The following is a 26,679-nucleotide window of genomic DNA, read 5'->3' on the forward strand; positions in this document are numbered from 1 at the left end:
TTCCGGGCCCGGCCGTCCCTCTCCTGACAGCTCCTCCCAGCGAGAAGGACACGCCCCATGCATCTGCTCGACCTGCTGGACGATCCCCGCCCGTTCGCCCTGCTGCGCCGCCGCACGCCGGGCCACGACGACCACGTCGTGGAACTGCTCCTCGGCCCGGTCGCCGACCACGACCGGCTCGCCGACCTCCCCGACGAGGGCCTCGCGCTCGTTCCCTTCCGCCAGATCCGCGAGCGCGGCTTCGACGTGCGCGACGACGGCACCCCGCTGACCGTCCTGACCCCCGAGGAGCGGTACGAGATCCCGCTCGCCACGGCGATCGCCCAGCTGCCCGCCCACGAGGTGAGAGTCGACAACGGCGGCTTCGACGTCGCCGACGACGCGTACGCGCAGATCGTCGGACGGGTGCTGCGCGACGAGATCGGCCGGGGGGAGGGCGCGAACTTCGTGATCCGGCGGACCTACCAGGGGGAGATCCCCGGGTTCGGGCGCGCCGACGCCCTCGCCCTGTTCCGGCGGCTGCTGGAGGGCGAGCGCGGCGCGTACTGGACGTTCGTCGTGCACACCGGTGACCGGACACTGGTCGGCGCCAGCCCCGAGGTGCATGTGCGGATGTCCGGCGGCACGGTCGTCATGAACCCGATCAGCGGGACGTACCGGTATCCCGACGAGGGGCCGACCCCCGGACATCTGCTGGACTTCCTCGCCGACGGCAAGGAGATCGAGGAGCTGTCGATGGTCGTCGACGAGGAACTCAAGATGATGTGCACCGTCGGCGACATGGGCGGGGTGGTGGTCGGGCCGCGGCTGAAGGAGATGGCACACCTCGCGCACACCGAGTACGAACTGCGCGGCAAGTCCTCGCTGGACGTCCGGGAGGTGCTGAAGGAGACCATGTTCGCGGCGACCGTCACCGGCTCGCCGGTGCAGAACGCCTGCCGGGTCATCGAGCGCCACGAGGTCGGCGGGCGGGCGTACTACGCGGGCGCGCTGGCCCTGATCGGGCGCGACTCGGGCGGGGCGCAGACCCTCGACTCCCCCATCCTCATCCGCACCGCCGACATCGACGCGGCCGGGCGGCTGCGGGTGCCGGTCGGGGCCACCCTGGTGCGGGGGTCGGACCCGGCGGGCGAGGTCGCGGAGACGCACGCCAAGGCGGCAGGGGTGCTGGCGGCGCTGGGGGTGCGTGCGCAGCGCCCGCGCGCGCAGGGCGTACGGCCGCAGCTCGCCGACGACCCCCGGGTGCGGGCCGCGCTCGACGGACGTCGGGCCTCGTTGGCGCCGTTCTGGCTGCGGATGCAGGAGCCGACGCGGGAGCTGACCGGGCACGCGCTGGTCGTCGACGCCGAGGACACCTTCACGGCGATGCTCGCGCACGTTCTGCGCTCCAGCGGCCTTCGGGTGAGCGTCCGGCGCTACGACGAGCCCGGGCTGCGGGCGGCGGTGCTCGCGCACCAGGGGCCGGTGGTGCTGGGTCCGGGCCCCGGCGACCCGTCCGACCTGGACGATCCCAAGATGCGGTTCCTGCGGGAGCTGACCGCCCGGGTGCTGCGGGAGCACCGGCACGGGGTGCTCGGCGTCTGTCTCGGGCACGAGCTGATCGCGGCCGAGCTGGGGATGGACATCGTCCGCAAGGAGGTGCCGTACCAGGGGGCGCAGACGGTGATCGACCTGTTCGGACGGGCGGAGACCGTCGGCTTCTACAACAGCTTCGTGGCGCGGTGCGACGACGACGCCGCGCGGGAACTGGCCGCCCACGGGGTGGAGGTGAGCCGGGCCCCGAACGGCGAGGTGCACGCCCTGCGGGGACCCGGGTTCGCCGGGGTGCAGTTCCATCCGGAGTCGGTGCTGACGCTGAACGGGACGGCCGTGGTGCGCGAGGCGGTGGCCGGGATCGGCGCGCCGAGCCTGCGGCCGTAGCGGCCCGGCCGCAGAGCGCCGGTGGTCCGCCTCGCCGCCGGCGACGGGCCGCCCTCGCCGCCGGGGCGGCCCTCGCCGCCGACGGTGTCCTCGCCGCCGACGGTGACGAGGGCTCCGTCCACCGCGCGGCGAGGGCCCTCACTCGTCGTCGAGGCCCCGTTCGATGGCGTACCGGACCAGTTCCACCCTGTTGTGCAGCTGCAGCTTGCCGAGGGTGTTCTGGACGTGGTTCTGGACCGTGCGGTGGGAGATGACGAGGCGTTCGGCGATCTGCTTGTAGCTCAGGCCCTTGGCGACCAGCCGCAGCACCTCGGTCTCCCGGTCGGTCAGCCGGGGCGCGTTCGGCTCGTCGCCGCCGGCGGCGGGACCGGGGTCGGAGGCCAGGCGCCGGTACTCGCCCAGGACCAGGCCGGCCAGGCCCGGCGTGAACACGGGGTCGCCGACGGCCGTCCGGCGCACCGCGTCCAGCAGTTCCTCCGTGGACGCCGACTTCAGCAGATAGCCGGTCGCGCCGGACTTCACCGCCTCCAGCACGTCGGCGTGCTCGCCGCTCGCCGACAGCACGAGGACCCGCAGGGCGGGGTTCGCGGCGACGACCTCCTTGCAGACCTGGACGCCCGGCTTCGCGGGCAGGTTCAGGTCCAGCACGAGCACGTCCGGCATGGCCGCGTTGGCGCGGCGCACGGCCTGCTCGCCGTCGCCGGCGGTGGCGACCACGTCGAGGCCCGACTCCGCCAGATCCCGGGCGACCGCGTCGCGCCACATGGGGTGGTCGTCGACCACCATGACCCTGATCGGATCCTGTTGCCGGCTCATCACTGTCCTGCCTTCCCCCGCTGCACGTTCTTCTCCTTCGGCACCGTCAGTTCGACCTCCGTGCCCTGCCCCGGCGTCGAGATCAGCTCGGCGCTGCCGCCGAGGTCGCGCAGCCGGCCGCGGATCGACTGGGCGACGCCGAGCCGTCCCTCGCCCTCGGCCTGCGCGAGCCGCCCCTCCGGGATGCCCGGCCCGTCGTCCCGCACGGTGACGATCACCGCGTCGGGCTCGTCCTCGACGAGGATCCAGGCCCGGGCGTCCTCGCCGGCGTGCCGGCGGACGTTGTCCAGGGCGGCCCCGACCGCCGCGGCCAGCTCCCTCGCGGCGGGCGCCGGCAGCGGCACCGGGGCGCCGGGCTCGGCGAGGTTGACGCGGGCGGCGGCGAAGGGGGCGAGCAGCGCGCGCAGGTCGACGGGCCCGTCCTGCTCGGACGGCTCCGGCGACGGCTCCTCCACCGCGTAGACGACGGCGCCGTCGGCCGCGTCCTGGGAGACCCGGGAGACCGGCACGAGGCCGCCGGAGACCAGTGTGCGCAGCGCCACCTCCTGCTCCCCCGCCATCCGGCCCAGCTCGGCCGCCTCGCCGCCGATCACCGCGCCGCGCCGCTGCACCATGGCCAGCACCTGCAGCACGTTGTCGTGGATGTCCCGGGCGAGGCGTTCCCGCTCCCGCGTCGCCGCCTCGATCTCCAGGGCGCGGGCGAGGGTGCGCTCGGAGGCGCGGGCGACCTCGACGACGTAGCCGATGGCGATGGAGGCGACCCAGACCAGGATCACGTTGTGGACGGTGTCCCGGGCCGGGGTGCCGCGCTCGACGAGGTTGACGACGGCGACCGCGGAGGAGGCGACGGCCGCCCAGCGCCAGCCGCCCTTGATGGCGAAGGCCAGGACGGAGCCGGCGGTCCATATCGACGGCAGCGTCGGACCGCCCGCCTGGATGCGCTCGGGTGCGTCGGCGACGGTCGTGAGCATGATGCCGACCAGTGCGATGGTGAGGTCGGCGGCGAGGAAGCGCTTGGTGCAGCTCGCCGCGTTCGCGACCCGGGGCAGGGTGGCCAGGGTCCACACGGCCAGGACGCTGTAGTAGGCGACGGCCACCCAGGGACGTACGAACCCGTCGTAGGCGGTGGCGAAGAAGCCCACCGCGTACAGCATGGTGAGCACCCGGTAGCCGGCGAGCGCACGCCACAGCGGCAGCTCGACCGACATTCTCAGGACTCTCTCGCGCTTGGCCATCCGTCCGCCCCCCGGGACCGCCGACTACTGGTCTCTGTCCTTCGCCGCCTGGTCCTTCTCGGCCTGCGCGAGCGCCGCCTTCGCGGCCTTCTCCGCCTCTTTCTCGGCCTTCGCCGCTTCCGCGATCTGCCGCTTGGCGGCGGTCGCGTACATGTCGACGTACTCCTGCCCGGAGAGCTTCATGATCTCGTACATGACCTCGTCGGTCACGGCGCGCAGCACGAACCGGTCGTGGTCCATGCCCTGGTAGCGGCTGAAGTCCAGCGGCCTGCCGATGCGGATGCCGGGCCGCATGATCTTCGGGAGGACCTTGCCCGGCGGCTGGATCTTCTCGGTGTCGATCATGGCGACGGGGATCACGGGCGCGCCGGTGGCGAGCGCCACGCGCGCGAGGCCGCCCGGCTTGCCCCGGTAGAGCCGGCCGTCGGGCGAGCGCGTGCCCTCCGGGTAGATGCCGAACAGCTCACCGCGCTCCAGCACCTGTATCCCGCTGCGGATCGCGGCCTCACCCGCGCCGCGCCCGCCGGAGCGGTCCACCGGGAGCTGGCCGACGCCCTTGAAGAAGGCCGCCGTCAGCCGGCCCTTCACACCGGGCGTGGTGAAGTACTCGGCCTTCGCGATGAAGGTGACCTTGCGGTCGAGGACCGCGGGCAGGAAGAACGAGTCGGAGAACGACAGGTGGTTGCTCGCCAGGATCGCGGGGCCCTCGTCGGGGATGTTCTCGAGGCCCTCCACCCAGGGCCTGAAGGCGACCTTCAGCGGTCCCCCGATAGCGACCTTCATCGCGCCGTACAACAAGCGAGTGCCTCCTGTTTGTGTCGCTCAGACCTTAACCCGGAGCGGCCGCAATGGCTCCGGCGACCCTGGTCGGTGTCAGTGGGGTCGCGTACGGTGAAGCACACGTCCCTCCCATGAAGAACAGACGAAGACAGGAGACCGAAGGTGCCGGTCCTTCCTGGAGCCGAGCCGTACCGCCATGAGGGCGGGGAGGTCGGAGTGCTCCTCTGTCACGGCTTCACCGGTTCCCCGCAGTCGCTGCGGCCCTGGGCGCGCCACCTGGCCGGGCAGGGTCTGACCGTCTCCCTTCCGCTGCTGCCGGGGCACGGCACGCGCTGGGAGGACATGGCGCTCACCGGCTGGCAGGACTGGTACGCGGAGGTGGACCGCGAGCTGCGCGCGCTGCGCCGCCGCTGCACGAGGGTGTTCGTGGCGGGTCTGTCCATGGGCGGAGCGCTGGCCCTGCGGCTGGCCGCCAGGCACGGCGAGGGGGTGGAGGGCGTCATCGTCGTCAACCCCGCGAACAAGGTCCACGGTCTGTCCGCGTACGCGCTTCCGGTGGCCCGCCACGTCGTCCGCACGACGAAGGGGATCACGAGCGACATCGCCAGGGAGGGCGTCCTGGAGAGCGGGTACGACCGGGTGCCGCTGCACTCGGCGCACTCCCTGCGCGCCTTCCTGCGGCTGGTCGACGGCGAGTTGCCGCAGGTCACCCAGCCGCTGCTGCTCCTGCACAGCGTCCAGGACCATGTGGTGCCGGCGGCGGACTCGGCCCGGGTGCTCAGCCGGGTGTCCTCGACGGACGTGACCGAGATCCTGCTGGAACAGAGCTACCACGTGGCAACGTTGGACCACGATGCGGACCGGATCTTCGAGGAGAGCTACGCGTTCATCGCCCGGATCGCGCCCAGTGTCGGCAAGGAAGGGACGGCCGTAGGTGGCTGAGCACGACGCCGACCGCGAGGACCGGGAGAACCGGGACGAGCGGGACGGCCTGGATGCCCGTCGGGGCCACGAGCCGGAGGAGCAGAGCGTGCCCTTCGACGAGGCCGCGGCGTGGGCGGCGATCGTCGCGGGGTACGGCGAGGAACCGCCGGACCCGCCGGGCGCCAAGCCGTTCAAGTCGGTCGAGGATCTGGCGCTCCTCGAAGTCGAGGCGAACGACGAGGAGGCCGGGACGGAAGCGGGCAAAGAGCCCGTGAAGGACCCCGGCGAGGAGAAGAAACCGGCCAAGCCGCTGGGCAGTTCGGTCGCCTTCGCACCCGGCGTCGGACCTCGCGACTACACAGCGGCCGAACCGGTGGAGGAGGACTTCGACGAGGAGGACGAGGGTCACTTCGTCCCGCCGGAGCCGCCGCCGCTGCCCGCCGCCGACACCACGGCCAAGTTCGCCTGGCTCGGGGTGATCGGCGGGCCCGTGCTGCTCCTGCTCGCGGTGCTGCTGGGCTGGGAGATGACGTGGTGGCTGACGACGGTCGCCCTCGGCGGCTTCCTCGGCGGCTTCGCCACGCTGGTGATGCGGATGCGGACGGACGACGAAGACGACGGGGACCCCGGCCGGGGCGCGGTCGTCTGACCGACGCCCGTCCGTCCGGCCGACGGGTGTTCGTCCGATCGACAGGCGGGCTCCTGACCCGGGGGCGGGGTCCTGACGGCGAGCGGTCGGTCGTCCGACCGTCGGAGCGCTCGTGACGGAGGGGCGGGTTCCTGACCGACCGGCGGTCGGTCGTCTCAAGCGACGGCGGCGGGAATTCTGAGGGCGGCGAGGACCGGGAGGTGGTCCGTGGCCGCCCTCAAGTCGTTCTCGGCGATGCCCCGCAGCCCGAGGGGCACCCCGCAGCCCAGTACCTCCACGCCCTTCGTCGCGAAGATCCCGTCGATGCGGCGGTCCGGCCCGGTGGACGGGAAGGTGTGCTCGGCCCCCCAGGGCGCGGCGGTACGGCAGTCCTGGAGGGTCGCGGCCAGGCGGCCGAAGGTGCGTCCGTCGGGCCGTTCGTTGACGTCGCCGCCCGCGACCGCGTGCTCCACGCCCATCCCGGCGAGCCGGTCGAGGAGCATGCCGCCCTGCTCGTGGCGCTCGTCCCCGCGCAGGCTCAGGTGGCAGCTGACGACGCCGATCCTGGTGCCGCCGAAGCGGACCACGGCGGTGGCGAGGCCGCGCCGGAACTCCCCCGGCGTGAGCGGCAGCAGCACGTCCTCGGTGCGTTCGACGGTCGCCCGCAGCGAGCAGAGGATCGCGGGTCCGGCGGCCGTGCCGCCACCGGTGAGGACCACCTGGCCGGCGGCCGCGGCGAGAGCGGCCAGCTTCTTGCGCCAGCGGAAGAAGATCGGCGCTTCCTGGACGAGGACCAGGTCGGGGGCGCAGGCGGTGATGACGCGGGCGAGGGCGTCCGTGTCGTCCCGCATCGAGCGGATGTTGTAGCTGAGGACCCGGATGACGGCCGAACCGTCGGGCTCGGTACGGGAGTCGGGCAGCGGCGACGTCGTCGGCATAGCGATCAAGATACGCCGCCGCGTCCCGTACGTCCGGAAAAGCGAACGGGGGCCGCGAGCGGCCCCCGTCCCACCGCACCGTGCGGTACGCCTACATGATCGGGTCGGGCTCCCGGGCCAGGTCCGCCGCGCCGACCAGGCCCGCCTTGTTGCCGAGCTGGGCGGCGATGACGTCGGCCACCGGACGCCAGTTGCCGCCGACGAGCCAGCGCTTGTAGGACTTGCGGATCGGGTCGAGGACCAGGTCGCCCTCGTCGGAGAGGCCGCCGCCGACGATGAACGCGGACGGGTCGAAGAGGGAGGCGAGGTCGGCGAGACCGGCGCCGGCCCAGCGGGCGAGCTCGCGGTAGGAGTCCACGGCGACCGGGTCGCCCTGGCGGGCGGCCATAGAGATGTGCTTGCCCTCGATGCCGTCGGGGGTGCCGTCGCCGAGCCCGAGCAGCACCTCGGCACGTTCCGGGGTGGCGTTGGCGCGCTGCGTGGCGTACCGCACGAGGGCGCGACCGGAGGCGTACTGCTCCCAGCAGCCCTGCGAGCCGCAGCCGCACAGCAGGCCGTCCGGCACCATGCGGATGTGGCCGAACTCGGCGGCCACGCCGAAGTGACCGCGGCGCAGCTTGTTGCCGATGATGATGCCGCCGCCGAGGCCGGTGCCGAGGGTGATGCAGATGACGTTGCGGTGCCCCTTGCCCGCACCGAACTTGTACTCGCCCCACGCGGCTGCGTTGGCGTCGTTCTCCACGACGACCGGGAGACCCACGCGGGCCTCGACCTTGTCCTTCAGCGGCTCCTGGCGCCAGTCGATGTTGGGCGCGAAGTAGACCGTGGAGCGCTGGCGGTTGACGTAGCCGGCGGCGCCGATGCCCACACCGACGATGTCGTGCCCGGCACGCGCGCCCTCCACGGCGGAGGCGATGGCGTCCACGATGCCCTCGGGCGTGCCCGGGGTCGGCACCTTGTGGGTCGAGAGGATGTTGCCTTCCTCATCGACCACGCCGGCCGCGATCTTCGTGCCGCCGATGTCGACGCCGATGGTGAGTCCCATGAATCCCTCAGTTCCGGTCGAGCCCCGCTACGGCCAACCGTACCCGAGCCCCTGCCGTGGGAAGGCTTCAGTCCAAGTCGATGCGCTGGCCCGGGCCGGTGTCGTCGCCGCCTTCGCGGCCCGTGTCGCGCGGGTCGCTCGCTCCGGTCGTCCAGCGCCGTTCCTGGGTCTGGACCGCCGAGCGGTAGGCGGCGAGGAGCTCGCTGCCGGCCGCCGCGAGGTGGTCGAAGACATCCGGATTGCGCTCGATGACGGGCTCCACGGCGGCCCTGGCCTGCTGGACGACCTGTCGCACGGCCTGCTGGGCGGCGGGTCCGGCGACCGCTCCGAGCAGCGGGGACTGGATCGACGACAGCTTGTCGCTGACGGCGTCGACGAGCTTGCGCAGTTCGTCGGCGGCCGAGCCCTGCGGCCGGCCTTGCTCGGCGCGGCGGCGGGCCTTCTCCGCCGCCAGGTCCTCGGCGGCGGCGGTGGCCCAGGCGTCGGCGTCGCTCGCGCGACGCTCCTCGTCGAAACCCTGTGTCCCGGCGGGCTCCCCGGCGGCGTCGGGCGTGGGGCGCTCTTCGCTCATGGCGGACTCCTGACGACTCCTGGTGGACGACGCCTGACTACGGCTCGTCTCTACGACGTTACCCGAACGGCGGTATGCCGTTCACTTCGCGCGCGGCCACAGGCCGGGATCGGGGGCGAAGCGCACGCACAGCTCGCCGTCGCGCAGGGCGGCGCCGTCGACGGTGCAGCGGCGCAGCACGGAGGGCAGCGCGACGATGCGGCGGAACGGCCCGGCGGTGACGACGAGTTCGTCGCCGCGCCGGACGAGGTCGAGTTCGTCCCGTACGGCGCCGGGCAGCGGGAGGCGCCAGACGAGCACGCCGTCCTGCTCGAGCCGGTCGACGACGGGCCACTCGACCGGGGAGACCGCCGGGTTGACGGCGGGCACGGCGAGTGCGGCGAGGTCGTCGGCGCCGCGGGGATCATGGCCGAGGTGGGCGACGGGACGGGCCGTCTCGCCCCACTCCTCCAGGATCTTGCGCTGCTGGGTGACGAGCCGGCCGAGCCGGCCGTCGTCGGTGTCCGTCTCCGGCAGCAACCGGTTGGCGACGAGCGACTCGACGGGCAGGGCGCGCAGGGCGAGGCCGAGGCGGGCGTCGCGGAGCGCGTCGGCGCCGGCGGGTCCGGGCTCGGCGACGAGCCGTACGGCGGTGCGGCGGTCGGCGAGGACGGCCTCGACGGCGGCCAGCTCCATGTCCCAGCGGGCGGTCGTCTCGTACAGCCACTCGGCGGGCATCGGCACCCCGGCGAGCCGGCCGAGCATGGGCCGCAGGGCGCGGGCCGCCTGGCGCTCGGGCGGGAGCAGACGACGCAGGTAGCGGCGCAGTTCCTCGGGGAGGGCGAGCAGGGCGAGGGCCTGCGGGGCGGGCGGCAGGTCGACCACGAGGAGGTCGTGGGCCTCGGCGAGGGCGGCGTCGCGCAGTGCGCGCAGCAGGGTCAGTTCCTCGGCTCCGGGGAGAGGGGTGACCTCCTCCGGGTCGAGCCGGGAGGCGCCGAGCAGGTCGAGCACGGTGGTGGCGCGGTCCTGGAATCCGGCGAGGTCGTCCCGGAAGCCGGCGGCGGCGTCGGGACGCCAGGCGGTGAGGTGCGGGGCGACGTCCACGGGACTCGGACCCGTGCGCACCCCGAGCGCCGCGCCGAGGGTGTCGGTGCGGTCGGCGCTCAGGACGAGGGTGCGAGTGCCTCCGGCGGCTGCGTGGTGTGCGGTGGCGGCCGCGATCGTGGTACGGCCGCTGCCGCCGGGGCCGGTGATCAGGAGGGTGCGCATGGGGGTGAACGGTACCGGTCGTGCCGGCCCGGGGCCTGCGCCCCGGACCCGCTTCGGTCCCGAGGAGCCTCGCCCTCGAGCGGCGGCCGGAGTGGCGCCCGGCCGTGCCCGAGGAAGGGGCCGCCTACTTCTCGCCCGACTCCACCCGCTTCTTCAGGCCGGCCAGCGCCCGGTCGATGATCACCTTCTCCGCCTTGCGCTTGATCATGCCCAGCATGGGGATCTTGACGTCCACCGTGAGCTGGTAGGTGACCTGGGTGCCGCCGGCGCCGGCCGGCTTGAGGAGGTAGGAGCCGTCGAGCTGGCGCAGCATCTGGGACTTCACCAGCGTCCAGGACACCTCGTGCTCGCCGGTCCAGGTGTAGCCGAGGACCTGGTCGTCCTTGATCGCGCCGGCGTCCATGACCAGGCGGACCTGTTCGGCGCGGCCCTGCTCGTCCTTCTTGAGGACCTCCGCCTGCTTCACCTCTCCGGTCCAGTCCGGATAGCGGGCGAAGTCTGCGATCACCGCCATGACGTCGGCCGGTGCCGCCTCGATCGTGATGCTCGAGCTGGTGTGTTCCGCCATCGCCGTGGCTCCTCCGGATGCGGGCCCGTAAGGGTACGTGTGTGCAGCGTGAAGGCTACCGCGCGGTCGGCCGGGCGAGTTCACCACTCCAGGGCCCATGGCTTGCCGCTGCCCGCGAAGTGTCCGACGTTCACGCACTCGGTCGACCCGATCCGCATCCGGCGCGCGAGCGGCTGGTGGACGTGCCCGAAGAGGGAGTAGCGGGGCCGGGTGCGGCGGATGGCGTCCAGCAGCGCGCGGCTGCCGCGTTCGAAGCGGCGGGCCACGGTGTCGTAGACGAGTTCCGGGACCTCCGGCGGGATGTGGGTGCACAGCACGTCCACCTCGCCGACGGCCTCGATCTTCGCCGCGTACTCCTCGTCGCTGATCTCGTAGGGGGTGCGCATCGGCGTCCGCAGGCCGCCGCCCACGAAGCCGAAGACGCGGCCGCCGATCTCCACCCGCTCGCCGTCCAGGACGGTCGTGCCCGGGCCGGCGAACTCGGGCCACAGCTGCGGCATGTCGACGTTGCCGTAGGTGGCGTAGGTCGGGGTCGGAAAGGCGGGGAACATCTCGCCGTACTGCTTGCGGACCGCCTGCTCGATCAGCGCGGCCCGGTCGCCGCCGATGCCGCCCCACAGCCGGGCGCCCAGCTCACGGGCCTCCTCGAAGCGGCGGGCGGTGCGCAGTTCGACGATGCGGTCGGCGTTCTCGACGCCGAAGAGGTCGGGGAAGATCCCGCGGGAGTGGTCGGCGTAGTCCAGGAACAGGACGAGGTCGCCCAGACAGATCAGCGCGTCCGCGCCGTCCGCGGCCCGGGCCAGGTCGCGAGCGTTGCCGTGTACGTCGCTGACCACGTGAATGCGTGTTCCGCGCGTACCGGACGGTGTGGGTGCCATGGCGATCAAGGGTAGGCGTGTGCGGCATACGTGAACAGTGGCGGCCCGGATAGCGGTTACTGGCCAGTCAGTAAAGTGGTGGACTACTGTCACCCGGGAAACACCAATCTGTGTGACGCAGCGAACATCTCGTGGACCCCCCTGTCGAAGAGGCCATACCGGCGGGTAACGTCCGGGCAGTCCAGTCGTGCTCAGGATTTCAACCACCGAGGTCCACCGAGATCCATGAGCCCAAGCCCGAGCCTTGGACCGCACCGTCGCATCACACAACGTCGTGGCGCCGGCGCCCTATGAGGAGCAGCAGTCTTGCGCGAGTTCAGCCTTCCGGCTTTGTACGAGGTCCCTGCGGACGGCAATCTGACCGACATCGTCCGCAGAAACGCCGCGCAGCATCCCGACGTCGCCGTCATCGCCCGCAAGGTGGGCGGCGCCTGGCAGGACGTGACGGCCACGGAGTTCCTCGCCGAGGTGCACGCCGCCGCCAAGGGCCTCATCGCCTCCGGCGTCCAGCCCGGCGACCGGGTGGGCCTGATGTCGCGCACCCGCTACGAGTGGACGCTGCTCGACTTCGCGATCTGGTGCGCGGGCGCGGTCACCGTCCCGGTGTACGAGACCAGCTCGCCGGAGCAGGTGCAGTGGATCCTCTCCGACTCGGGCGCGACCGCCGTCGTCGTCGAACTCGACGCTCACGCGGCCGCCGTCGAGTCGGTGCGCGAGTCGCTGCCCGCGCTGAAGCACGTCTGGCAGATCGAGGCGGGGGGCGTCGAGGAGCTCGGGCGGCTCGGCAGGGACGTCTCCGACGAGGTCGTCGAGGAGCGCAGCTCGCAGGCCAGGGCCGACGACCCGGCGACGATCGTCTACACCTCCGGCACGACCGGCCGGCCCAAGGGCTGTGTGCTCACCCACCGCAGCTTCTTCGCCGAGTGCGGCAACGTCGTGGAGCGGCTGCGGCCGCTGTTCCGCACCGGCGAGTGCAGCGTCCTGCTCTTCCTGCCCCTCGCGCACGTCTTCGGGCGGCTGGTGCAGATCGCCCCGATGATGGCGCCGATCAAGCTGGGCACCGTGCCGGACATCAAGAACCTCACCGACGAGCTGGCGTCCTTCCGGCCGACGCTGATCCTGGGCGTGCCGCGGGTCTTCGAGAAGGTCTACAACTCGGCCCGCGCCAAGGCGCAGGCGGACGGCAAGGGCGCCATCTTCGACAAGGCGGCGGACACCGCGATCGCCTACAGCAAGGCGCTGGAGCTGCCCGCGGGCCCGCCCCTCGCGCTGAAGATCAAGCACAAGGTGTTCGACAAGCTGGTCTACAGCAAGCTGCGCGCGGTGCTCGGCGGCCGGGGCGAGTACGCGATCTCGGGCGGCGCGCCGCTGGGCGAGCGTCTCGGGCACTTCTTCCGCGGCATCGGCTTCACCGTCCTGGAGGGCTACGGCCTGACGGAGTCCTGCGCGGCCACCGCCTTCAACCCGTGGGACCGGCAGAAGATCGGCACGGTCGGTCAGCCGCTGCCCGGCTCGGTGGTGCGGATCGCGGACGACGGCGAGGTGCTGCTGCACGGCGAGCACCTGTTCCAGGGGTACTGGAACAACCCGGGCGCGACGGCCGAGGCGCTGGCCGACGGCTGGTTCCACACCGGTGACATCGGCACCCTCGACGAGGACGGCTACCTGCGGATCACCGGCCGCAAGAAGGAGATCATCGTCACCGCGGGCGGCAAGAACGTCGCTCCCGCCGTGATCGAGGACCGCATCCGCGCGCACGCGCTGGTCGCGGAGTGCATGGTGGTGGGCGACGGGCGGCCGTTCGTGGGCGCGCTGGTCACCATCGACGAGGAGTTCCTCGGGCGTTGGGTCTCCGACCACGGAAAGCCGGCGGGTTCGACCGCGGCGTCGCTGCGCGAGGACGCCGACCTGCAGGCCGCCATCCAGTCGGCGATCGACGACGGCAACGCCGCGGTCTCGAAGGCGGAATCGGTGCGGAAGTTCCGCATTCTCTCCTCCCAGTTCACGGAGGACTCGGGCCACCTCACGCCGTCGCTGAAGCTCAAGCGCAGTGTCGTGGCGAAGGACTACGCGGGCGAGATCGAGGCGATCTACGCCAAGTAGCGGCCCCGCAGGGCCTGCTGACCGGACGTCATGGCGCGGTGTCCTCCACGAGGACCCGCGCCATGGTGCGTTCGGCGAGCGCGGTGATGGTGACGAAGGGGTTCACCCCGATGTTGCCGGGCACCAGCGAGCCGTCGGTGACGTACAACCTCGCATACCCCTTCACCCGGCCGTAGTCGTCGGTCGCCTTTCCCAGCACGCAGCCGCCGAGCGGGTGATAGGTGAAGTCGTCGGCGAAGACCTTGTTGCCGGAGCCGAAGAGGTCGTAGCGGTAGATGGTGGCGTTCGCCGCGTTGACGCGGTCGAACAGTTTCTTCGCCATGCTCACGGAGACGGCGCTCTGGGCGGCGCTCCAGCCGAGCCTGACCCCGTCCGAGGCGGCGTCGTACGTGAAGGCGGCGCGCTGCGGGTTCTTGGTGATCGCCAGATAGAGGCTCACCCAGTGCTCCAGCCCCGTGGGCAGCGGGGCGATCTCCGCGAAGACCGGGTTGGCCGTGTTCGCCCAGTCGTCGATGCCCATGACCGGCATGGTCGACTGGTTGGCGCCGACCGTGTCCCACAGGTGGTTGGCCCGCCCCAGCATCACGTTGCCGTTGGTCCCCCAGCCCGCCCCGACGCTCGCGTTCAGCGCGGGCAGCGTGCCCGTCTCCCGCGCCCGGACGAGGAGCTCGCTGGTCCCGAGGCTGCCGGCGCCCAGGAACAGGTAGGTGCAGCCGTACTGCTTGGTCTCGACGACCCGGCCCGTGTCGTCGATGCGGTCGGCGGTCAGGACGTACGTCCCGTCGTTCGCCCGGCTGATGCCGCGCACCTTCTCCATGGTGTGGATCGTGACGTTCCCGGTGCCGAGCGCCGCCGCGAGATACGTCTTGTCGAGGCTCTTCTTGCCGTGGTTGTTGCCGTAGATGACCTCCTGGCCGAGGGCGGACCGGGTGGCGGTGCCCGCGGCCTCGCGCTGCATGTAGCCGAAGTCGTAGACGCTGGGCACGAAGGTGGTCCTCAGCCCGGCGTTCACCGCGTGCTTGCGGGAGACGCGGGTGAACCTGTACCACTCGGTCGACTCGAACCAGGCGGGGTCGACGGTGTTGACGCCGAGCATGGCGCGGGCGCGCGGGAAGTACGTCGCGTACATCTCGGCCGCGTCGACGGTGGGGAACTGCTCGGCGAAGTAGGACGGGAGCGGGGTGACCGCCATGGAGCCGTTGACCAGGGAGCCGCCGCCGACCCCGCGGCCCACGAAGACGGACATGTCCGCGAAGTGCACCCGGTCCAGGACGCCGGGGTAGAGGCCGATGTCCTTGTTGACGACGTCCAGCCACAGGAAGGTGGCCAGTGGCGCCTCGGTGCGGGTGCGGAACCACATGGACCGCTGGTCGGGGCTGGCGGTGTTGCAGAAGACCTTGCCGTCGGAGCCGGCCGTGTTCCACAGCCGGCCCATCTCCAGGACCAGGGTGCGGATGCCTGCCTGGCCCAGGCGCAGGGCGGCGACGGCGGCGCCGTAGCCGGAACCGACCACGACGGCGGGGGCGGATTCGACCGCGGCGGGCTCGGCCGACTGTGCCGACTGCAGACCTATGCGGGTGAAGCCGAGGGTGGCCGCCGTCTGGAGGGCGGCCATACCAAGGATTTGACGTCTCGTCAGCTGACGCTGCATCAGTTTGGCTGTCATGTGCGCAGCATCAGCGGATTTTCTCCCTCCGCCTAGGGCAAAGGGAGAAAAGTCTAGAGCAAGCTTCTCAGCCGCTCCGCCAGCAGATCCCAGCGCCACCTCTCCTCGACCCACTGGCGCCCCCGCTCCCCCATCCGGCGGCGCAGCTCGGCGTCCCCGAGGAGGGCGACGATCCGTTCGGCGGTCGCGGCCGGCGAGCCGCCCGGCACGACCCAGCCCGTCTCGCCGTCGAGCACGGCGTCGGGCGCACCCCCGGAGTCCCCTGCGACGACGGGCAGCCCGGTCGCCGACGCCTCCAGGTAGACGATCCCGAGCCCCTCGACGTCGAGACCGCCCCGCCGCGTGCGGCACGGCATCGCGAAGACGTCCCCGGCGCCGTAGTGCGCGGGCAGCTCCGACCAGGGCACGGACCCGGTGAAGCGCACGGAGCCGGCGACCCCGCTCTCGTGCGCGAGCCTGCGCAGGTCCTTCTCGTACGGCCCGCCCCCGACGACGAGCAGCACGGCGTCCGGCTCGGCGGCCAGGATCCGCGGCATGGCCAGGATCAGCGTGTCCTGGCCCTTGCGCGGGACCAGCCGCGAGACGCACACGACGACCGGCCGGTCGGTCAGCCCGAGCCGCGCGCGCACCTCGTCGCCGCCCGAGCCCGGGTGGAAGGTCTTCTCGTCGACGCCCGGCGGCAACTGCACCATCCGCCCGGCGGCCCCGGCGCTCAGCGCGGTCGCGATCCGCGAGCGGGTGTACTCGCCGAGGTACGTGATCGTGTCCGTGCTCTCACCGATCCGGCCGAGCAGCTGCCGGGCGGCGGGCAGCTGGGCCCACCCGGCCTCGTGCCCGTGGGTGGTGGCCACCAGCCGCTCGGCGCCCGCCCTGCGCAGCGCGGGCGCCATCAGCCCGAGCGGCGCGGCCGCCCCGAACCACACCGACGTGCACCCGTGCTCCCGCAGCAGCCCGGCCGCCCGCCGGGTCGCCCCGGGCGTCGGCAGCAGCATCGTCGTGGAGTCCCGCACGACGGTGAAGGGCTGCTCGGCGTCGAAGGCGGCGGTCGCCTCGACGCCCTCGCGGGAGCGCTTCCAGGTGGACGCGTAGACGACCAGGCGGTCGGGGTCGAGCCGGAGCGCCATGTTGTGCAGGAACGCCTGGATGCCGCCCGGACGGGGCGGGAAGTCGTTCGTGACGATGAGGGTCTTGTGCATCGCAGCCGACCCTATCCAAACGCTTTTCACCGCCGCGCCCGGCGGCGCCCGACAGCCCGGCGGGGGATCATGTGCGCGACGCGCACCCGGACGAGCGGGCGGACAGGAACGGACGGCCACAGGTGGAGATCACGGACGCGAGGCGGCCCCCGACCCGTCTGCTCACGACGTGGGGCGTGACCCGGCCGGCGCTGTTGCTCCTCGTCCTCGGGGTGTTGCCCTTCCCCGGTCCGGACGTCACCGGCGACGTGTCCGTCATCTACCGGGGCTGGTACGAGGTGCTGCGCACCGGCGTCTTCCCGGCGGCCGACGTCACCTGGCAGTATCCGCCCGGCGCCGCCCTCGCGGTCCTCTCCCCCGGCCTGCTGCCCTTCCTCGGCTACGCGTCGGCCTTCTTCGTCCTGGCCCTCCTCGCCGACCTGGCCGTCCTCGTGCTGCTGCTGGACACGGGCCTGCGCCCCGGCCGGTCGCTGCGCGGCGCCTGGACGTGGGCGGCGGGCGTCCCGCTGCTGGGCCCCACCGTCTACGCCCGCTACGACGTGATGGTGACGGCGGTCGCGGTCGCCGCCCTGGTCGCCGGCGTCCGCCGCCCCCGGGTGATGGGGGCGTTGACGGGCCTGGCGGCGCTGCTGAAGGCGTGGCCGGTACTGCTGCTGGCGGGCGCGGTGCGCCGTCGGGCGTGGGGTGCGGCGGCGGTGACGGTCCTCGCCCTGTGCGCCCTGTTCGCCCTGACCATGCCCGGCGCCTTCGCCTTTCTGGCCTTCCAGCGCGACCGGGGCACCGAGGTGGAGTCGGTGGGCGCCCTCGCCCTGCACATGGCCCGGCAGTTCGGCTGGCGGGGCGAGGTGCTCTTCCGCTACGGCTCCCTGGAGTTCGCCGGCCCGTACGTGGGCGTCGTGGACGAGGTGGCCCTGGGGCTCACCGTGCTGGCGTTCGGCTGGCTGCTGCTGTGGCGGCTCACCGCGCGACGCCTCGCGCCGCACACGCTCGCGGAGGCCGCCTTCACGGCGGTTCTGCTGTTCACCGTCACCAGCCGGGTGATCAGCCCGCAGTACCTGGTGTGGCTGATCGGCCTCGCGGCGGTCTGCCTGTGCTTCCGGGCCGGGTGCATGACGCCACCCGCCGTCCTGGTCCTGGCCGCGGCGGGGGTGACGGGCCTGGAGTTCCCCGTCTTCTTCGCGGACGTCGTCGCGAGCACCGCCCTCGGCGTCGCCCTCGTGTTCCTGCGCAACGGCCTGCTGGTGGCCGCCGCGCTCACCGCGGCCGTACGCCTCTGGCGCTCGACGGCGGCGGGCCGCGATCGCGTCCCCCTCCTCGGTCACGCCGTCCGCACCGACGAGCCCGCCGCCTCCCCCTGAGGCTCATGCCAGGACCGCCGCAGCACCGCCCCCACCACCGTGCACCGCACGCCCGTGGAGAGCGCCGTCGCCCGGCAGACCCCCGGCAGCCCGAGCCCCGGCAGCCCGTACGCCGGCGGCAGCTGGACGGCCGTGCCGAGCAAGGACACCCGCAGCGGCACGGGCGCTCCCCCGCTGCCCTCGAAGACCCCGCCCAGGGCCCCCGGCAGGGCATGCCGCGGGTCGCGCGGGCGACGGGCCGGGCGGAGCGGGCGTGGCTGTGTGAGGCGATCGAGGAGCTGACCCGGCCGGCTCAGCCGAACTGAGCCTTCAGATAGTCCTGCCAGTCGCGCGTGAACTCCGCGAGGGAGACGCCCAGCACGCTCTGGGACGCGCCCTCCACCGCCCCCGGCCGCTCCGCGTGCTCCCCCACGGCCCGGTAGAACGCGTCCAGCTTCACCTCGCCCCAGCGCTCGGCGACCATCCGGCAGGCCAGCCAGCCGCCCTCGTACGCCTTGGCCAGCCGGTCCGCGTCGCCGGAGAAGCCGAAGTCGCCGTCGGCGGGCAGCGCCGCCGGGACGGTGCCGCTGCCCACGGCGTGCTGAAGTTCGGGGGCCACCTCCCGCGGGGTGCGGCCGGTGCCGCGGTAGCCGACCCAGTCGGCGTACCCCTCGGACAGCCACAGCGGGGTGGCGGCGTTGGTGTGGGCGCGGGTGGCGACATGCGTCGTCTCGTGGGTGAGGACCACCTGCCGGCCCACCCGGCCGAGCATGGCGTACGCGTCGGGATTGACGATCACCCGGTCCGCGGGCGCCCTGGCCCTGCCGCCCGTCTCACCCGTGGTGACCGCGGCGATCCCCCGGTAGGAGGAGGCGGGCGAGCCGAGCAGCCCCGCCATGCCCTCCAGCGACTTCGGCACCAGGACGACGACGTGCCCCGCCCAGTCGGTGCCCCAGGCCGCCGACACCGCCGGGACGGCGTCGTCGGCCAGCTCCGCGAAGGACCGCAGCTGTTCGCCGGACTGCCCCACCCCCAGCACCAGGCTGTGCGCGCCCCGCACCACGCTCACCGTGCCCTGGTCCCACAGCTGCTGGCCGGTCCGTCTCGCGGGCCGCTCCGAGGTCACCGACCATCGTCCCGCCGCGTCCAGCGCCAGGGCCAGGGTGCGGTCCACGACCACCGGGGCCCGGTCGTAGCCGTCGACCCGGTAGCTCAGCTCGGCGTCCGCGGTGGCGGTGTCCCCGCTGCGACGGAGTGCCGTCACCCGGTACGACCAGGCCGCCAGCGGAACGGACCGCACGGCCGCGTATCCGGCCGCGTGTCCGGTGGCCGCGTAGGCGCCCGGGTCGTGGTCGAGGACCGCGGCGGCCCGCCGGTCGAGGACCCGCTGCACCTCGGCCCTCGCGCCGTCGGTGCCCGGGCGGCCGCCGCAGGCGACCAGGGAGACGAGCAGCGTGACGATCGGCAGCCAGGACCCGACCACCCGGGATCCGCGCACCCGCCTTCGACCAGTCATCCTCCCGATCGTACGGCCGCGGTGCCGGACGGGCCGAGGGTCAGGGCCTGGTGACGGACGAGACCGGCATCATCCCGACCGGGTCGTAGCGCACGGGCGCACCCGGATAGGGGGCGTGGATGACCTGGCCGTTGCCGACGTACATGCCGACATGGCTGGCGTCGGAGCGGTAGGTGACGATGTCGCCGGGCTGCGCCTGGGAGAGCGGCACCCGCCGGCCGGCGTGCGCCTGGGCCTGCGAGGTGCGCGGCAGCGAGACCCCGGCCTGCGCGTACGACCACTGCACGAGGCCCGAACAGTCGAAGCCGGAGGGCCCGTTGGCGCCCCAGACGTACGGCTTGCCGAGCGCGGAACGGACGGCGGCCAGGGCGGCGCCCGCACGACCGGAGGCCGGGACGGCGCCGGAGAAGCCGGGCATGTCCTCGCGGCCGGAACGGGAGGCGCGGTCGTAGGCGGCGCGGTCCGCGGACGGCAGCAGGTTGAGCAACTGCCGCGCCCTGGCGAGTTTCTGTTCCACGGTCCGCTTGTGGCCGACCACCGCCTTGCGGCTCTTCTCCAGCTCGGCGAGCTTGTGGGCGGCCTCGGAGCGCTCCTGGGCGAGCTCGCGCATGGCGCCCTGCAGCTCCCTCAGTTCACCGGCCTGGTGGGCGGTGATCCGGTCCAGGACGGACGCCTTGGCGAGATACTCCTCCGGGTCGTCGGAGAACAGCAGCGCCAGGGAGGGGTCGAGGCCCCCGGAGCGGTACTGGGCGCCGGCCAGCGAACCGAGCTGCTCGCGCAGGCCGTTGATGCGCTCCTGCTGGCGGGCGATGTGGTCCTGGGCCTCGCCGACCTGCTCGCGCAGGGCGTCGGCGCGTTCGTCGGCCTTGTTGAAGGCCTCGGTGGCCTTCTCGGCCTCCTCGTAGAGACGGTCCACCTCGGCGCGGGTGTCGTCGTGCGGTGCGGCCGTGGCCGGCACGGCGGACACCGCGCCGAGTGCGGCGGCCGCGACGGACAGCACGCTCAGGGCGCTGTAGGCGCCCCGGTCGAACCCGGACTGTGCAAGGCGGCGATGGGACCCCACGGGAAGCCGCGCTCCTTCCACCGGTGGACAGGGAAACGCGGCAGACAGTAGCCCCGTGGCAGGGGGTCGGCCAAAGACCTCGGCGGGCACGCACAGTGACGCCCCGCCGCTGACGCAGGTCACCGGCGGGGCGTGGGGTCACTTCTCGTCGTCACGATTCGCCCGTTCGGGCGGCGTGGTGTCCTGATCTTGAAGTCGGCCGGGGCATGATCCCGGCGGGGATCACGACCGGGATCAGATCCGGACGCCGAACTGGAACGGCATGTTGTTGATCGACTCGTAGCGCACGACGGTGCCGGAGCGCGGGGCGTGCAGCACCTGGCCGTTGCCCGCGTAGAAACCGACGTGGTGCAGGTCGCCGTAGAAGATGACCAGGTCGCCGACCTTGAGGGCGCTCTGCGAGTAGATGCGGGTGCCGGCGTTGGCCTGGGCCTGCGAGGTGCGCGGGATGGAGACGCCGGCCTGGGCGTAGGCCCAGGAGGTCAGACCCGAGCAGTCGTACGAGGCGGTGCCGGTGGCGCCGTAGACGTAGGGCTTGCCGATCTGGCTCTGGGCGGCCTGGAAGGCGGCCATGGCCCGGCCGGAGCCGGCCGGAGCGTCCCCGAGGTCGACCCGGTCGCCGGCGTCGCGGCTGGCGCGGGAGTCGGCGGCGGCGAGGGCGGCCTTCTCCTTGGCCGTCAGCGTGTTGAGGAGCCGCTGCGCCTCGGCGAGCTTGGCCTGGACTTCCTTCTTCTTCTTGCCCAGTTCGGTGCGGGTGGAGGCGAGGTCCGTCAGCTTGGTGGAGGCCTCGCTGCGCTCCTGGGCGAGCTCGCGCTGCTTCTCCTGGATCTTCTTCAGCGCCTCGACCTGCTGGGCGCTGAGCTGGTCCGCGGTGGACGCCTTGTCCAGGAAGTCGTCCGGGTTCGACGACAGGAGCAGCTGCAGGGAGGAGTCGATGGAGCCGGTGCGGTACTGGGCCGCGGCCGCCAGCCCGATGGAGTCGCGCAGCTCGTTGAGCTCCGACTGCCCCCGGGCCACGTTGTCCTGGATGGTGGAGATCTCCTTCTGGAGCTTCTCCTGCTTCTCCTGGGCCCCGTTGTACTTCTCGGTGGCCTGCTCCGCCTCTTCGTAGAGCTTGTCGACCTTGGTCTTGACCTCGTCCTTGGTGAGCTTCTCGGCGGGCGCCGCGTTGGCGGCCTGGGAGCTCAGGGCCACGGCAGCGGCTGCTGCGGTGGTCAGCACGGTCACGCGCGTGCGACTCGGCTGCTTCGGTCGACGATGGGACGCCACGGAGACGGGCTCCTTCTTTTGAGTGATCACCCGTGTGGAGGTTCGAGCACCAGACCTTAGTGACCCCGCCGTGATCAGTTCAAATCCTCAGGAGAAAAAACCTCATCACGCAACGCAGTTTTTTCACGCAACTCACATGCTGTGATGCGGGATTGACACTACGTTGCGTGACGATTCAGTCAATTCGGTCATTAAACCTGCGAACTTCGACCTTCAGGACAGGCGCTTCAGAAGTACCGCGGAAGCCACCGGTCGGGCGCCTACCTTCGCCACCCCGTCGGCCACCTCACGGTCGGTCGAGGCGACGATGACCGGCCGGCCGGACGGCTCCGCCCGCACCAGCTGACGGATCAGCTCGTCGGCCGTGACGCCCGGCTTGGAGAACAGCACCCGCACCCCGCGCGGCGGCGCGAGCAGCACCGGGGCGGCCAGTTCCGCCCCGTCGAAGACACAGGTGACCTCGGCGCCGGTCTGCGCGGCGAGCTGTGAGAGCTGCCCCAGCAGCCGCAGCCGCTGCTTCTCCAACGGCATCTGCGGATAGCCCGTCTTGGTGACGTTGTAGCCGTCGACGACGAGATGCGCCTGCGGCAGCGCGAGCAACTGGTCGAGAATGGCCGGATCGTGCTCCGACAGGGCACGGGCGGCGATGTCCTTGGGGGACATCCGCCCGGGTTCGACCGCGTCGACGGTCTCCGCCGGCCGCACCGACACCGGCGGCAGCGCCAGCTCCCGCCGCAGCCCCTGGGCCGCGTCGAGCACGGTGTCCAGCAGCAGCCGCACCCGCATGTCCTCGACGCTGCGGCCCTCGCGCGCCGCCCGCCGGGTGGCCTCCAGCGCGGCCTCCGCCTCCCCGAGCCGCGCCTTGAGCCGCCGGGTCTCGCTCTCGGCGGCCGACACCTGCGCCTGCCCCTCCGCGCGAACGGTCTCCATCTCGCCCTGCGCCTTGCGCAGCGCGGCCTCGCCCCGTTTGACGTCGCTGAGGGCCGAACGCAGCTTGCGGTGCAGCGACTCGGTCTCCTTCTTCGCCGCGTCCAGTTCGGCGCGCAGCCGCTCGGTGTCCGTCCGGGTCTGCTCCCGGGCCCGTTCGAGCTCCTCGCGCAGCCGCTCCAGTTCGGCCCGGCTCTCCTCGCCGGCGCGCTCGGCGTCCGCCCGCTGGGCCTCCTCGCCGGCCGCGGTGACCAGCTTCACCCAGCCGACGGGCCGCAGTACGTAGGCCGCGGCCGCCACGTCGAGCGGGTCCGCGGCCGGGGTCGGCGAGCCGGAGTCGAGAGCGCCGGAGAGTTCCGGCTGGACCTCTCTGAACTTCTCGGCGATGCGTTGCCTGAACAGCGGATCGGTCTCCAGCGCGGCCGCCATCGCGTTGCCGGCGAACTTGGCCCGCCGGTTGGGGGCGAAGCGCGCGTACTGCCGCAACTGGACGGGCAGCTCGCCGACGGTCAGTCCGCCGAAGCCGTCGGAGACGATCGTGACGACCCTGCGCCGCACGCCGTCCGGCAGCGGACGGTCGAGCATCTCGGCGGCGCCGTCGCCCGGCCCCCCGCCTGCGCTCTCCACCATCCGTCACACCCCAATACTGTGCGAGGCCTCCCCACCCTCGTCGCTCGGGCGGGGGGACCCCCGTCGTCAGGAACCGGCGCCCGGCCGGTCCACGAGTTCCACCTGGTCCACGGCATTGCACCAACGGCACCGCACCGACTCGATGGTCTCACTGACCACCTCGCGCTCCTCGACCTTCGGCTCACCGGCGAGGTCGAGGTGCACGTACTCGACGACCTTCGACGAGCGCGTCACGTCGAACCGCGTGAGGTTGCCGCAGAGCGTGCAGCGCCACCGCGTCGTGGCGGTCGGCAGGGGAACCGTCATCGTGACTTTCCGCTTCCTTCTAGTGTCGTGCTTTCCGGTGCCGGGGTCGGGCCGGAGGCTCCCCCGTGCGTGTGGCTCGTAACCCTACGGCCTGGCGGGTACTCGCCGCCCGTCCGTCCACGGGGGCCGTCGGGCGGCGAGGCGCTCTGGGCTAGTGCGTCCGGTTACGTCATGCTCTGTACCCATGATCAGCAACTGGAACGGGCCGGTCGGCAGGACGCTCCGGAACCCCTCGGCGCCGGTGACCCGCGGCTTGATCGCCCTGTGCTGCCTGATCTTCGTGATCGGCCCCGCCTCCGGCCTCAACGCGGCGTACGGCTCGGGCGACGACCTGCCCGCGGCGCAGCGCGCCTACTTCCGGGACTGGGGCGTGGTGCCCGTGGAGCTCTTCGAGGGCGCTCCCCGGGCCGCGCTGACCCCGGCGACCGCCCTCTTCGTCCACGGCAGCTGGGTGCATCTGCTGGGCAACATGCTCTTCCTCTACGTCTTCGGGGCGATGACCGAGCACCGGATGGGCCGCGCCGAGTTCACGTTCTTCTACACCGGCTGCGGCTACCTGGCCCTGCTGGGCTACGCCGCCGCCAACGCCGGGTCGTCGCAGTCCCTGGTCGGCGCCTCCGGGGCGATCTCCGCGGTCCTCGGCGCCTTTCTGTATCTGTTTCCCCGCGCGCGGGTCACCAGTCTCCTGCCGTTTGTGTTCTTCCTGCCGCTGCGCTTCCCGGCCTGGGTCGTACTGCCGTTCTGGGCCGCCCTGCAGTGGGTGGCCGCGGGGCGGGCCTCCCAGGGGCCGGGGGTGGCGTATCTGGCCCACCTGGTGGGCTTCGGCCTGGGGTTCGGCTACGCATGGGCCCGGTTCGGGCGGACGCGTAGAGTGAAGCCCGCCCCAGCTCCGGCCCCCGAGGGAGAGAACCAGCCGTGATCACCGCGATCGTCCTCATCAAGACCAGCGTGGACCGGATCCCCGAGATCGCGGAGCGGATCGCTTCGCTGGAGTCCGTGAGCGAGGTCTTCTCCGTGACGGGGACCTACGACCTCATCGCGATGGTGCGGGTGAAGCAGCACGAAGACCTCGCGGAGGTCATCCCCGGCAGCATCAGCAAGATCCCGGGCGTCGAGGGGACGGACACCCACGTGGCGTTCCGCACGTACTCGCAGCACGACCTGGAAGCCGCGTTCGCCATCGGCCTGGACTCGTAGAGGTACTGGACTCGTAGAGGGACTGGACTCGTAGAACCGCCCCGCCCCGCCTCCGCGGTACCCCGGCCCGCGCCCGCGCGATCCCGTCGGCCCCGGCCGCACGATCCCGCCTCCGCCTCCGCGCGGCCGCGGCCCGCGTGCGCGCGCCGCGGCCGGCCGGTCGTCCGGTTCCCCGCGCCTTCGGGGGCTCCGGCCGCGGAGGTCAGCCCACGGCGGGGACGCAGCGGCCGTCCTCGGTGCGGTACTGCCACTTGGCCCCCTCGGCCACCAGCTCACGGACCGCCGCGACGAAGCGCTCGACGTGCTCGTCGGGCGTGCCCGCGCCGAAGCTCACCCGGATGGCGTTGAGGGACTTCTCCCCCGGGGCCGCCTCCGGAGCGCCGCACTCGCCCTGGGTGTGCGGGTCGCCGCCCAGGAGGGTGCGGACCAGCGGGTGGGCGCAGAACAGGCCGTCGCGGACGCCGATGCCGTACTCGGCGGACAGGGCGGCGGCGAAGTGGGAGCTGTTCCAGCCCTCGACGACGAACGAGAGCACGCCCACCCGGGGGGCGTCGTCGCCGAACAGGGACAGGATCCTGACCTGCGGAACGTCGGCCAGGCCCGCCCGCACCTCGGCGATCAGGTGCTCCTCCCGGGCGACCAGGTTCTCGAAGCCCGCCTCCGTCAGCGCCCTGCAGGCCGAGGCGATGGAGTAGGCGCCGATCACGTTCGGGGAACCGGCCTCGTGGCGGGCGGCGCTCTCGTGCCACTCCACGTCCACTCCCCCGTCCTCGCGCCGGGTGACCCTGCGGCTGGCGCCGCCGCCCGCGAGGTACGGGGCGGCCTCGGCCAGCCAGTCGGCGCGGCCGGCCAGGACGCCGGAGCCGAAGGGCGCGTACAGCTTGTGGCCCGAGAAGGCGACCCAGTCGACGTCGAGCTCCTGCACGGAGACCGCGTGGTGCGGGGCCAGCTGTGCCGCGTCCAGGACGATCCGGGCGCCGTGCGCGTGGGCGGCGGCCGCCAGCTCGCGCACCGGCCACAGCTCGCCCGTGACGTTCGAGGCGCCGGTCACGCAGACCAGGGCCGGGCCGTGGGGGTCGCGCTCGGCGAGGGCCCGCTCGAGCGTCTCGACGGCCTGGCGCGGGGTGCGCGGGGCGTCGAGGTAGCTGACCCGGGCGTTCTGCCAGGGCAGCAGCGAGGCGTGGTGCTCGGTCTCGAAGACGAAGACCTGGCAGCCGGCGGGGAGGGCCCTGGCCAGCAGGTTGAGGGAGTCCGTGGTCGAGCGGGTGAAGATCAGCTGGTCGTCGGCCCGGCAGTCCAGGAACTCGGCGACCGTCCTGCGGGCGTTCTCGAAGAGGTCGGTGGAGAGCTGCGAGAGGTACCCGGCGCCGCGGTGGACGCTGCCGTAGTACGGGGCGTAGGCCGCCACGTCGTCCCAGACGCGCTGCAGGGCGGGGGCGCTGGCCGCGTAGTCGAGGGCCGCGTAGGCGACCTCGCCGCCCGTCACGAGCGGGACGGTGACATCACTGCCCAGAACAGGCAGAGGGGCACAAAGGGTACGGCCGGCGGCAACGGTGGAGACGGACATGGGGGAACTCCCGTGAAAGGCAGGGCGGAACCGCCGTGCGGGCGGACATGGCTCCGGCACGGAGGAAGGTGAAAGGGGGATGCGGAGGCGGGGCTCTACGCCCTAGCGCATTCGCTTGCTCACGGGAGACTCCCTCGAACGACCCAGGACCCCTGGTTTCGCGAGGGGTCCGCGCTTGCCGTGGACCTTGCTGTCCACGACCTGGTCTTCACCCGGGGCACCCCGCCACGGACGGAGGGTTGCCGGACAGTCGGCCGGGGCCTCATGACTGTCACTCATGACCTGATACAGAAACGTACGCGAGGTGATCACGGTCCCGCAACCCGTGTCCGGATGGCGGGACCGCGTCAT

The 26,679-nt window shown here is 72.6% G+C and carries 25 protein-coding genes and 1 riboswitch; of the genes, 7 read left to right on the forward strand and 18 right to left on the reverse strand.

Features of this window, described 5'->3' with window-relative positions:
• Window positions 1-57 precede the first annotated feature (57 nt).
• Complete coding sequence (locus ACZ7DE_RS21640; RefSeq protein ID WP_470763547.1) at window positions 58-1,920, forward strand: anthranilate synthase family protein; 1,863 nt, start codon at window positions 58-60, stop codon at window positions 1,918-1,920.
• Window positions 1,921-2,058: 138 nt separating this feature from the next.
• Here the strand turns inward: ACZ7DE_RS21640 and ACZ7DE_RS21645 are convergent, their stop codons facing one another.
• The 3 genes from ACZ7DE_RS21645 to ACZ7DE_RS21655 are packed head-to-tail and all read right to left on the reverse strand — an operon-like array spanning window position 2,059 to window position 4,754.
• Window positions 2,059-2,736 (reverse strand): response regulator, encoded by a 678-nt coding sequence (locus ACZ7DE_RS21645; protein WP_470763549.1) that lies wholly within the window; start codon window positions 2,734-2,736, stop codon window positions 2,059-2,061.
• A complete protein-coding gene (gene macS / locus ACZ7DE_RS21650) occupies window positions 2,736-3,971 on the reverse strand; it encodes a MacS family sensor histidine kinase (RefSeq protein ID WP_470763551.1) in 1,236 nt (411 codons plus the stop codon). The genes ACZ7DE_RS21645 and macS overlap by 1 nt, the downstream gene beginning before the upstream one ends.
• A gap of 24 nt (window positions 3,972-3,995) precedes the next feature.
• On the reverse strand, window positions 3,996-4,754 hold the full coding sequence (locus tag ACZ7DE_RS21655; RefSeq protein WP_470763553.1) for a lysophospholipid acyltransferase family protein: 759 nt from the start codon (window positions 4,752-4,754) through the stop codon (window positions 3,996-3,998).
• A 159-nt stretch (window positions 4,755-4,913) separates the two neighbouring features.
• Between ACZ7DE_RS21655 and ACZ7DE_RS21660 the strand changes: the two genes are divergently transcribed.
• Window positions 4,914-5,693: an alpha/beta hydrolase gene (locus ACZ7DE_RS21660; protein ID WP_470763554.1), complete on the forward strand. Its 780-nt coding sequence runs from the start codon at window positions 4,914-4,916 to the stop codon at window positions 5,691-5,693.
• Window positions 5,686-6,324: a hypothetical protein gene (locus tag ACZ7DE_RS21665; RefSeq protein ID WP_470763556.1), complete on the forward strand. Its 639-nt coding sequence runs from the start codon at window positions 5,686-5,688 to the stop codon at window positions 6,322-6,324. The genes ACZ7DE_RS21660 and ACZ7DE_RS21665 overlap by 8 nt, the downstream gene beginning before the upstream one ends.
• 155 nt (window positions 6,325-6,479) lie before the next feature.
• Here the strand turns inward: ACZ7DE_RS21665 and ACZ7DE_RS21670 are convergent, their stop codons facing one another.
• The 6 genes from ACZ7DE_RS21670 to ACZ7DE_RS21695 form a co-directional block, all read right to left on the reverse strand.
• Window positions 6,480-7,241, reverse strand: a complete 762-nt coding sequence (locus tag ACZ7DE_RS21670; protein WP_470763558.1) for an endonuclease/exonuclease/phosphatase family protein — start codon at window positions 7,239-7,241, stop codon at window positions 6,480-6,482.
• Window positions 7,242-7,332: 91 nt separating this feature from the next.
• Entirely contained in the window at window positions 7,333-8,286 is a 954-nt protein-coding gene (locus ACZ7DE_RS21675) for an ROK family glucokinase (protein ID WP_470763560.1), read from the reverse strand.
• 67 nt (window positions 8,287-8,353) lie between these two features.
• Entirely contained in the window at window positions 8,354-8,857 is a 504-nt protein-coding gene (locus ACZ7DE_RS21680; protein ID WP_470763562.1) for a DUF5304 domain-containing protein, read from the reverse strand.
• 81 nt (window positions 8,858-8,938) lie between these two features.
• The gene (locus tag ACZ7DE_RS21685) at window positions 8,939-10,105 is read right to left on the reverse strand and encodes an ArsA family ATPase (protein ID WP_470763564.1); all 1,167 of its coding nucleotides are present in this window, start codon (window positions 10,103-10,105) and stop codon (window positions 8,939-8,941) included.
• 124 nt (window positions 10,106-10,229) lie between these two features.
• A complete protein-coding gene (locus ACZ7DE_RS21690) occupies window positions 10,230-10,673 on the reverse strand; it encodes an SRPBCC family protein (RefSeq protein ID WP_470763566.1) in 444 nt (147 codons plus the stop codon).
• Window positions 10,674-10,753: 80 nt separating this feature from the next.
• A complete protein-coding gene (locus tag ACZ7DE_RS21695) occupies window positions 10,754-11,509 on the reverse strand; it encodes a metallophosphoesterase family protein (RefSeq protein WP_470763629.1) in 756 nt (251 codons plus the stop codon).
• A gap of 348 nt (window positions 11,510-11,857) precedes the next feature.
• Here ACZ7DE_RS21695 and ACZ7DE_RS21700 point away from each other — a divergent pair, with 348 nt between their 5' ends.
• On the forward strand, window positions 11,858-13,654 hold the full coding sequence (locus ACZ7DE_RS21700; RefSeq protein ID WP_470763568.1) for an AMP-dependent synthetase/ligase: 1,797 nt from the start codon (window positions 11,858-11,860) through the stop codon (window positions 13,652-13,654).
• A gap of 28 nt (window positions 13,655-13,682) precedes the next feature.
• Here the strand turns inward: ACZ7DE_RS21700 and ACZ7DE_RS21705 are convergent, their stop codons facing one another.
• A complete protein-coding gene (locus ACZ7DE_RS21705; protein WP_470763570.1) occupies window positions 13,683-15,320 on the reverse strand; it encodes a GMC oxidoreductase in 1,638 nt (545 codons plus the stop codon).
• A 53-nt stretch (window positions 15,321-15,373) separates the two neighbouring features.
• Entirely contained in the window at window positions 15,374-16,516 is a 1,143-nt protein-coding gene (locus ACZ7DE_RS21710) for a glycosyltransferase family 4 protein (protein ID WP_470763572.1), read from the reverse strand.
• Between the two features lie 122 nt (window positions 16,517-16,638).
• Here ACZ7DE_RS21710 and ACZ7DE_RS21715 point away from each other — a divergent pair, with 122 nt between their 5' ends.
• Window positions 16,639-17,874 (forward strand): glycosyltransferase 87 family protein, encoded by a 1,236-nt coding sequence (locus ACZ7DE_RS21715; protein WP_470763573.1) that lies wholly within the window; start codon window positions 16,639-16,641, stop codon window positions 17,872-17,874.
• Here ACZ7DE_RS21715 and ACZ7DE_RS21720 read toward each other — a convergent pair.
• The 6 genes from ACZ7DE_RS21720 to ACZ7DE_RS21745 form a co-directional block, all read right to left on the reverse strand.
• Window positions 17,835-18,035 carry a hypothetical protein gene (locus ACZ7DE_RS21720; RefSeq protein ID WP_470763574.1) on the reverse strand — a complete coding sequence of 67 codons (201 nt, stop codon included), beginning with the start codon at window positions 18,033-18,035 and terminating at the stop codon, window positions 17,835-17,837. The two genes, ACZ7DE_RS21715 and ACZ7DE_RS21720, sit on opposite strands and share 40 nt — an antisense overlap.
• Window positions 18,036-18,166: 131 nt before the next feature.
• Complete coding sequence (locus ACZ7DE_RS21725; RefSeq protein ID WP_470763576.1) at window positions 18,167-19,369, reverse strand: hypothetical protein; 1,203 nt, start codon at window positions 19,367-19,369, stop codon at window positions 18,167-18,169.
• A gap of 40 nt (window positions 19,370-19,409) precedes the next feature.
• Entirely contained in the window at window positions 19,410-20,432 is a 1,023-nt protein-coding gene (locus ACZ7DE_RS21730; RefSeq protein WP_470763578.1) for a C40 family peptidase, read from the reverse strand.
• Between the two features lie 234 nt (window positions 20,433-20,666).
• Window positions 20,667-21,701 (reverse strand): C40 family peptidase, encoded by a 1,035-nt coding sequence (locus ACZ7DE_RS21735; RefSeq protein ID WP_470763580.1) that lies wholly within the window; start codon window positions 21,699-21,701, stop codon window positions 20,667-20,669.
• A gap of 213 nt (window positions 21,702-21,914) precedes the next feature.
• Entirely contained in the window at window positions 21,915-23,258 is a 1,344-nt protein-coding gene (locus tag ACZ7DE_RS21740) for an NYN domain-containing protein (RefSeq protein WP_470763582.1), read from the reverse strand.
• Between the two features lie 66 nt (window positions 23,259-23,324).
• Window positions 23,325-23,564, reverse strand: a complete 240-nt coding sequence (locus ACZ7DE_RS21745; protein WP_055541554.1) for a hypothetical protein — start codon at window positions 23,562-23,564, stop codon at window positions 23,325-23,327.
• Window positions 23,565-23,748: 184 nt separating this feature from the next.
• Here ACZ7DE_RS21745 and ACZ7DE_RS21750 point away from each other — a divergent pair, with 184 nt between their 5' ends.
• Both ACZ7DE_RS21750 and ACZ7DE_RS21755 read left to right on the forward strand, forming a co-directional pair.
• Window positions 23,749-24,483 carry a rhomboid family intramembrane serine protease gene (locus ACZ7DE_RS21750; protein WP_470763583.1) on the forward strand — a complete coding sequence of 245 codons (735 nt, stop codon included), beginning with the start codon at window positions 23,749-23,751 and terminating at the stop codon, window positions 24,481-24,483.
• Window positions 24,480-24,761, forward strand: coding sequence for an Lrp/AsnC family transcriptional regulator (locus ACZ7DE_RS21755; RefSeq protein ID WP_057579946.1), 282 nt, complete (start codon window positions 24,480-24,482; stop codon window positions 24,759-24,761). Before ACZ7DE_RS21750 ends, ACZ7DE_RS21755 begins: the two co-directional genes overlap by 4 nt.
• 202 nt (window positions 24,762-24,963) lie before the next feature.
• Here the strand turns inward: ACZ7DE_RS21755 and ACZ7DE_RS21760 are convergent, their stop codons facing one another.
• Window positions 24,964-26,328, reverse strand: a complete 1,365-nt coding sequence (locus ACZ7DE_RS21760; protein WP_470763584.1) for an aminotransferase class V-fold PLP-dependent enzyme — start codon at window positions 26,326-26,328, stop codon at window positions 24,964-24,966.
• A 166-nt stretch (window positions 26,329-26,494) separates the two neighbouring features.
• Window positions 26,495-26,611: riboswitch (SAM riboswitch) on the reverse strand.
• Window positions 26,612-26,679: the final 68 nt, after the last annotated feature.

This window comes from Streptomyces sp. NPDC037083 (assembly GCF_055606485.1).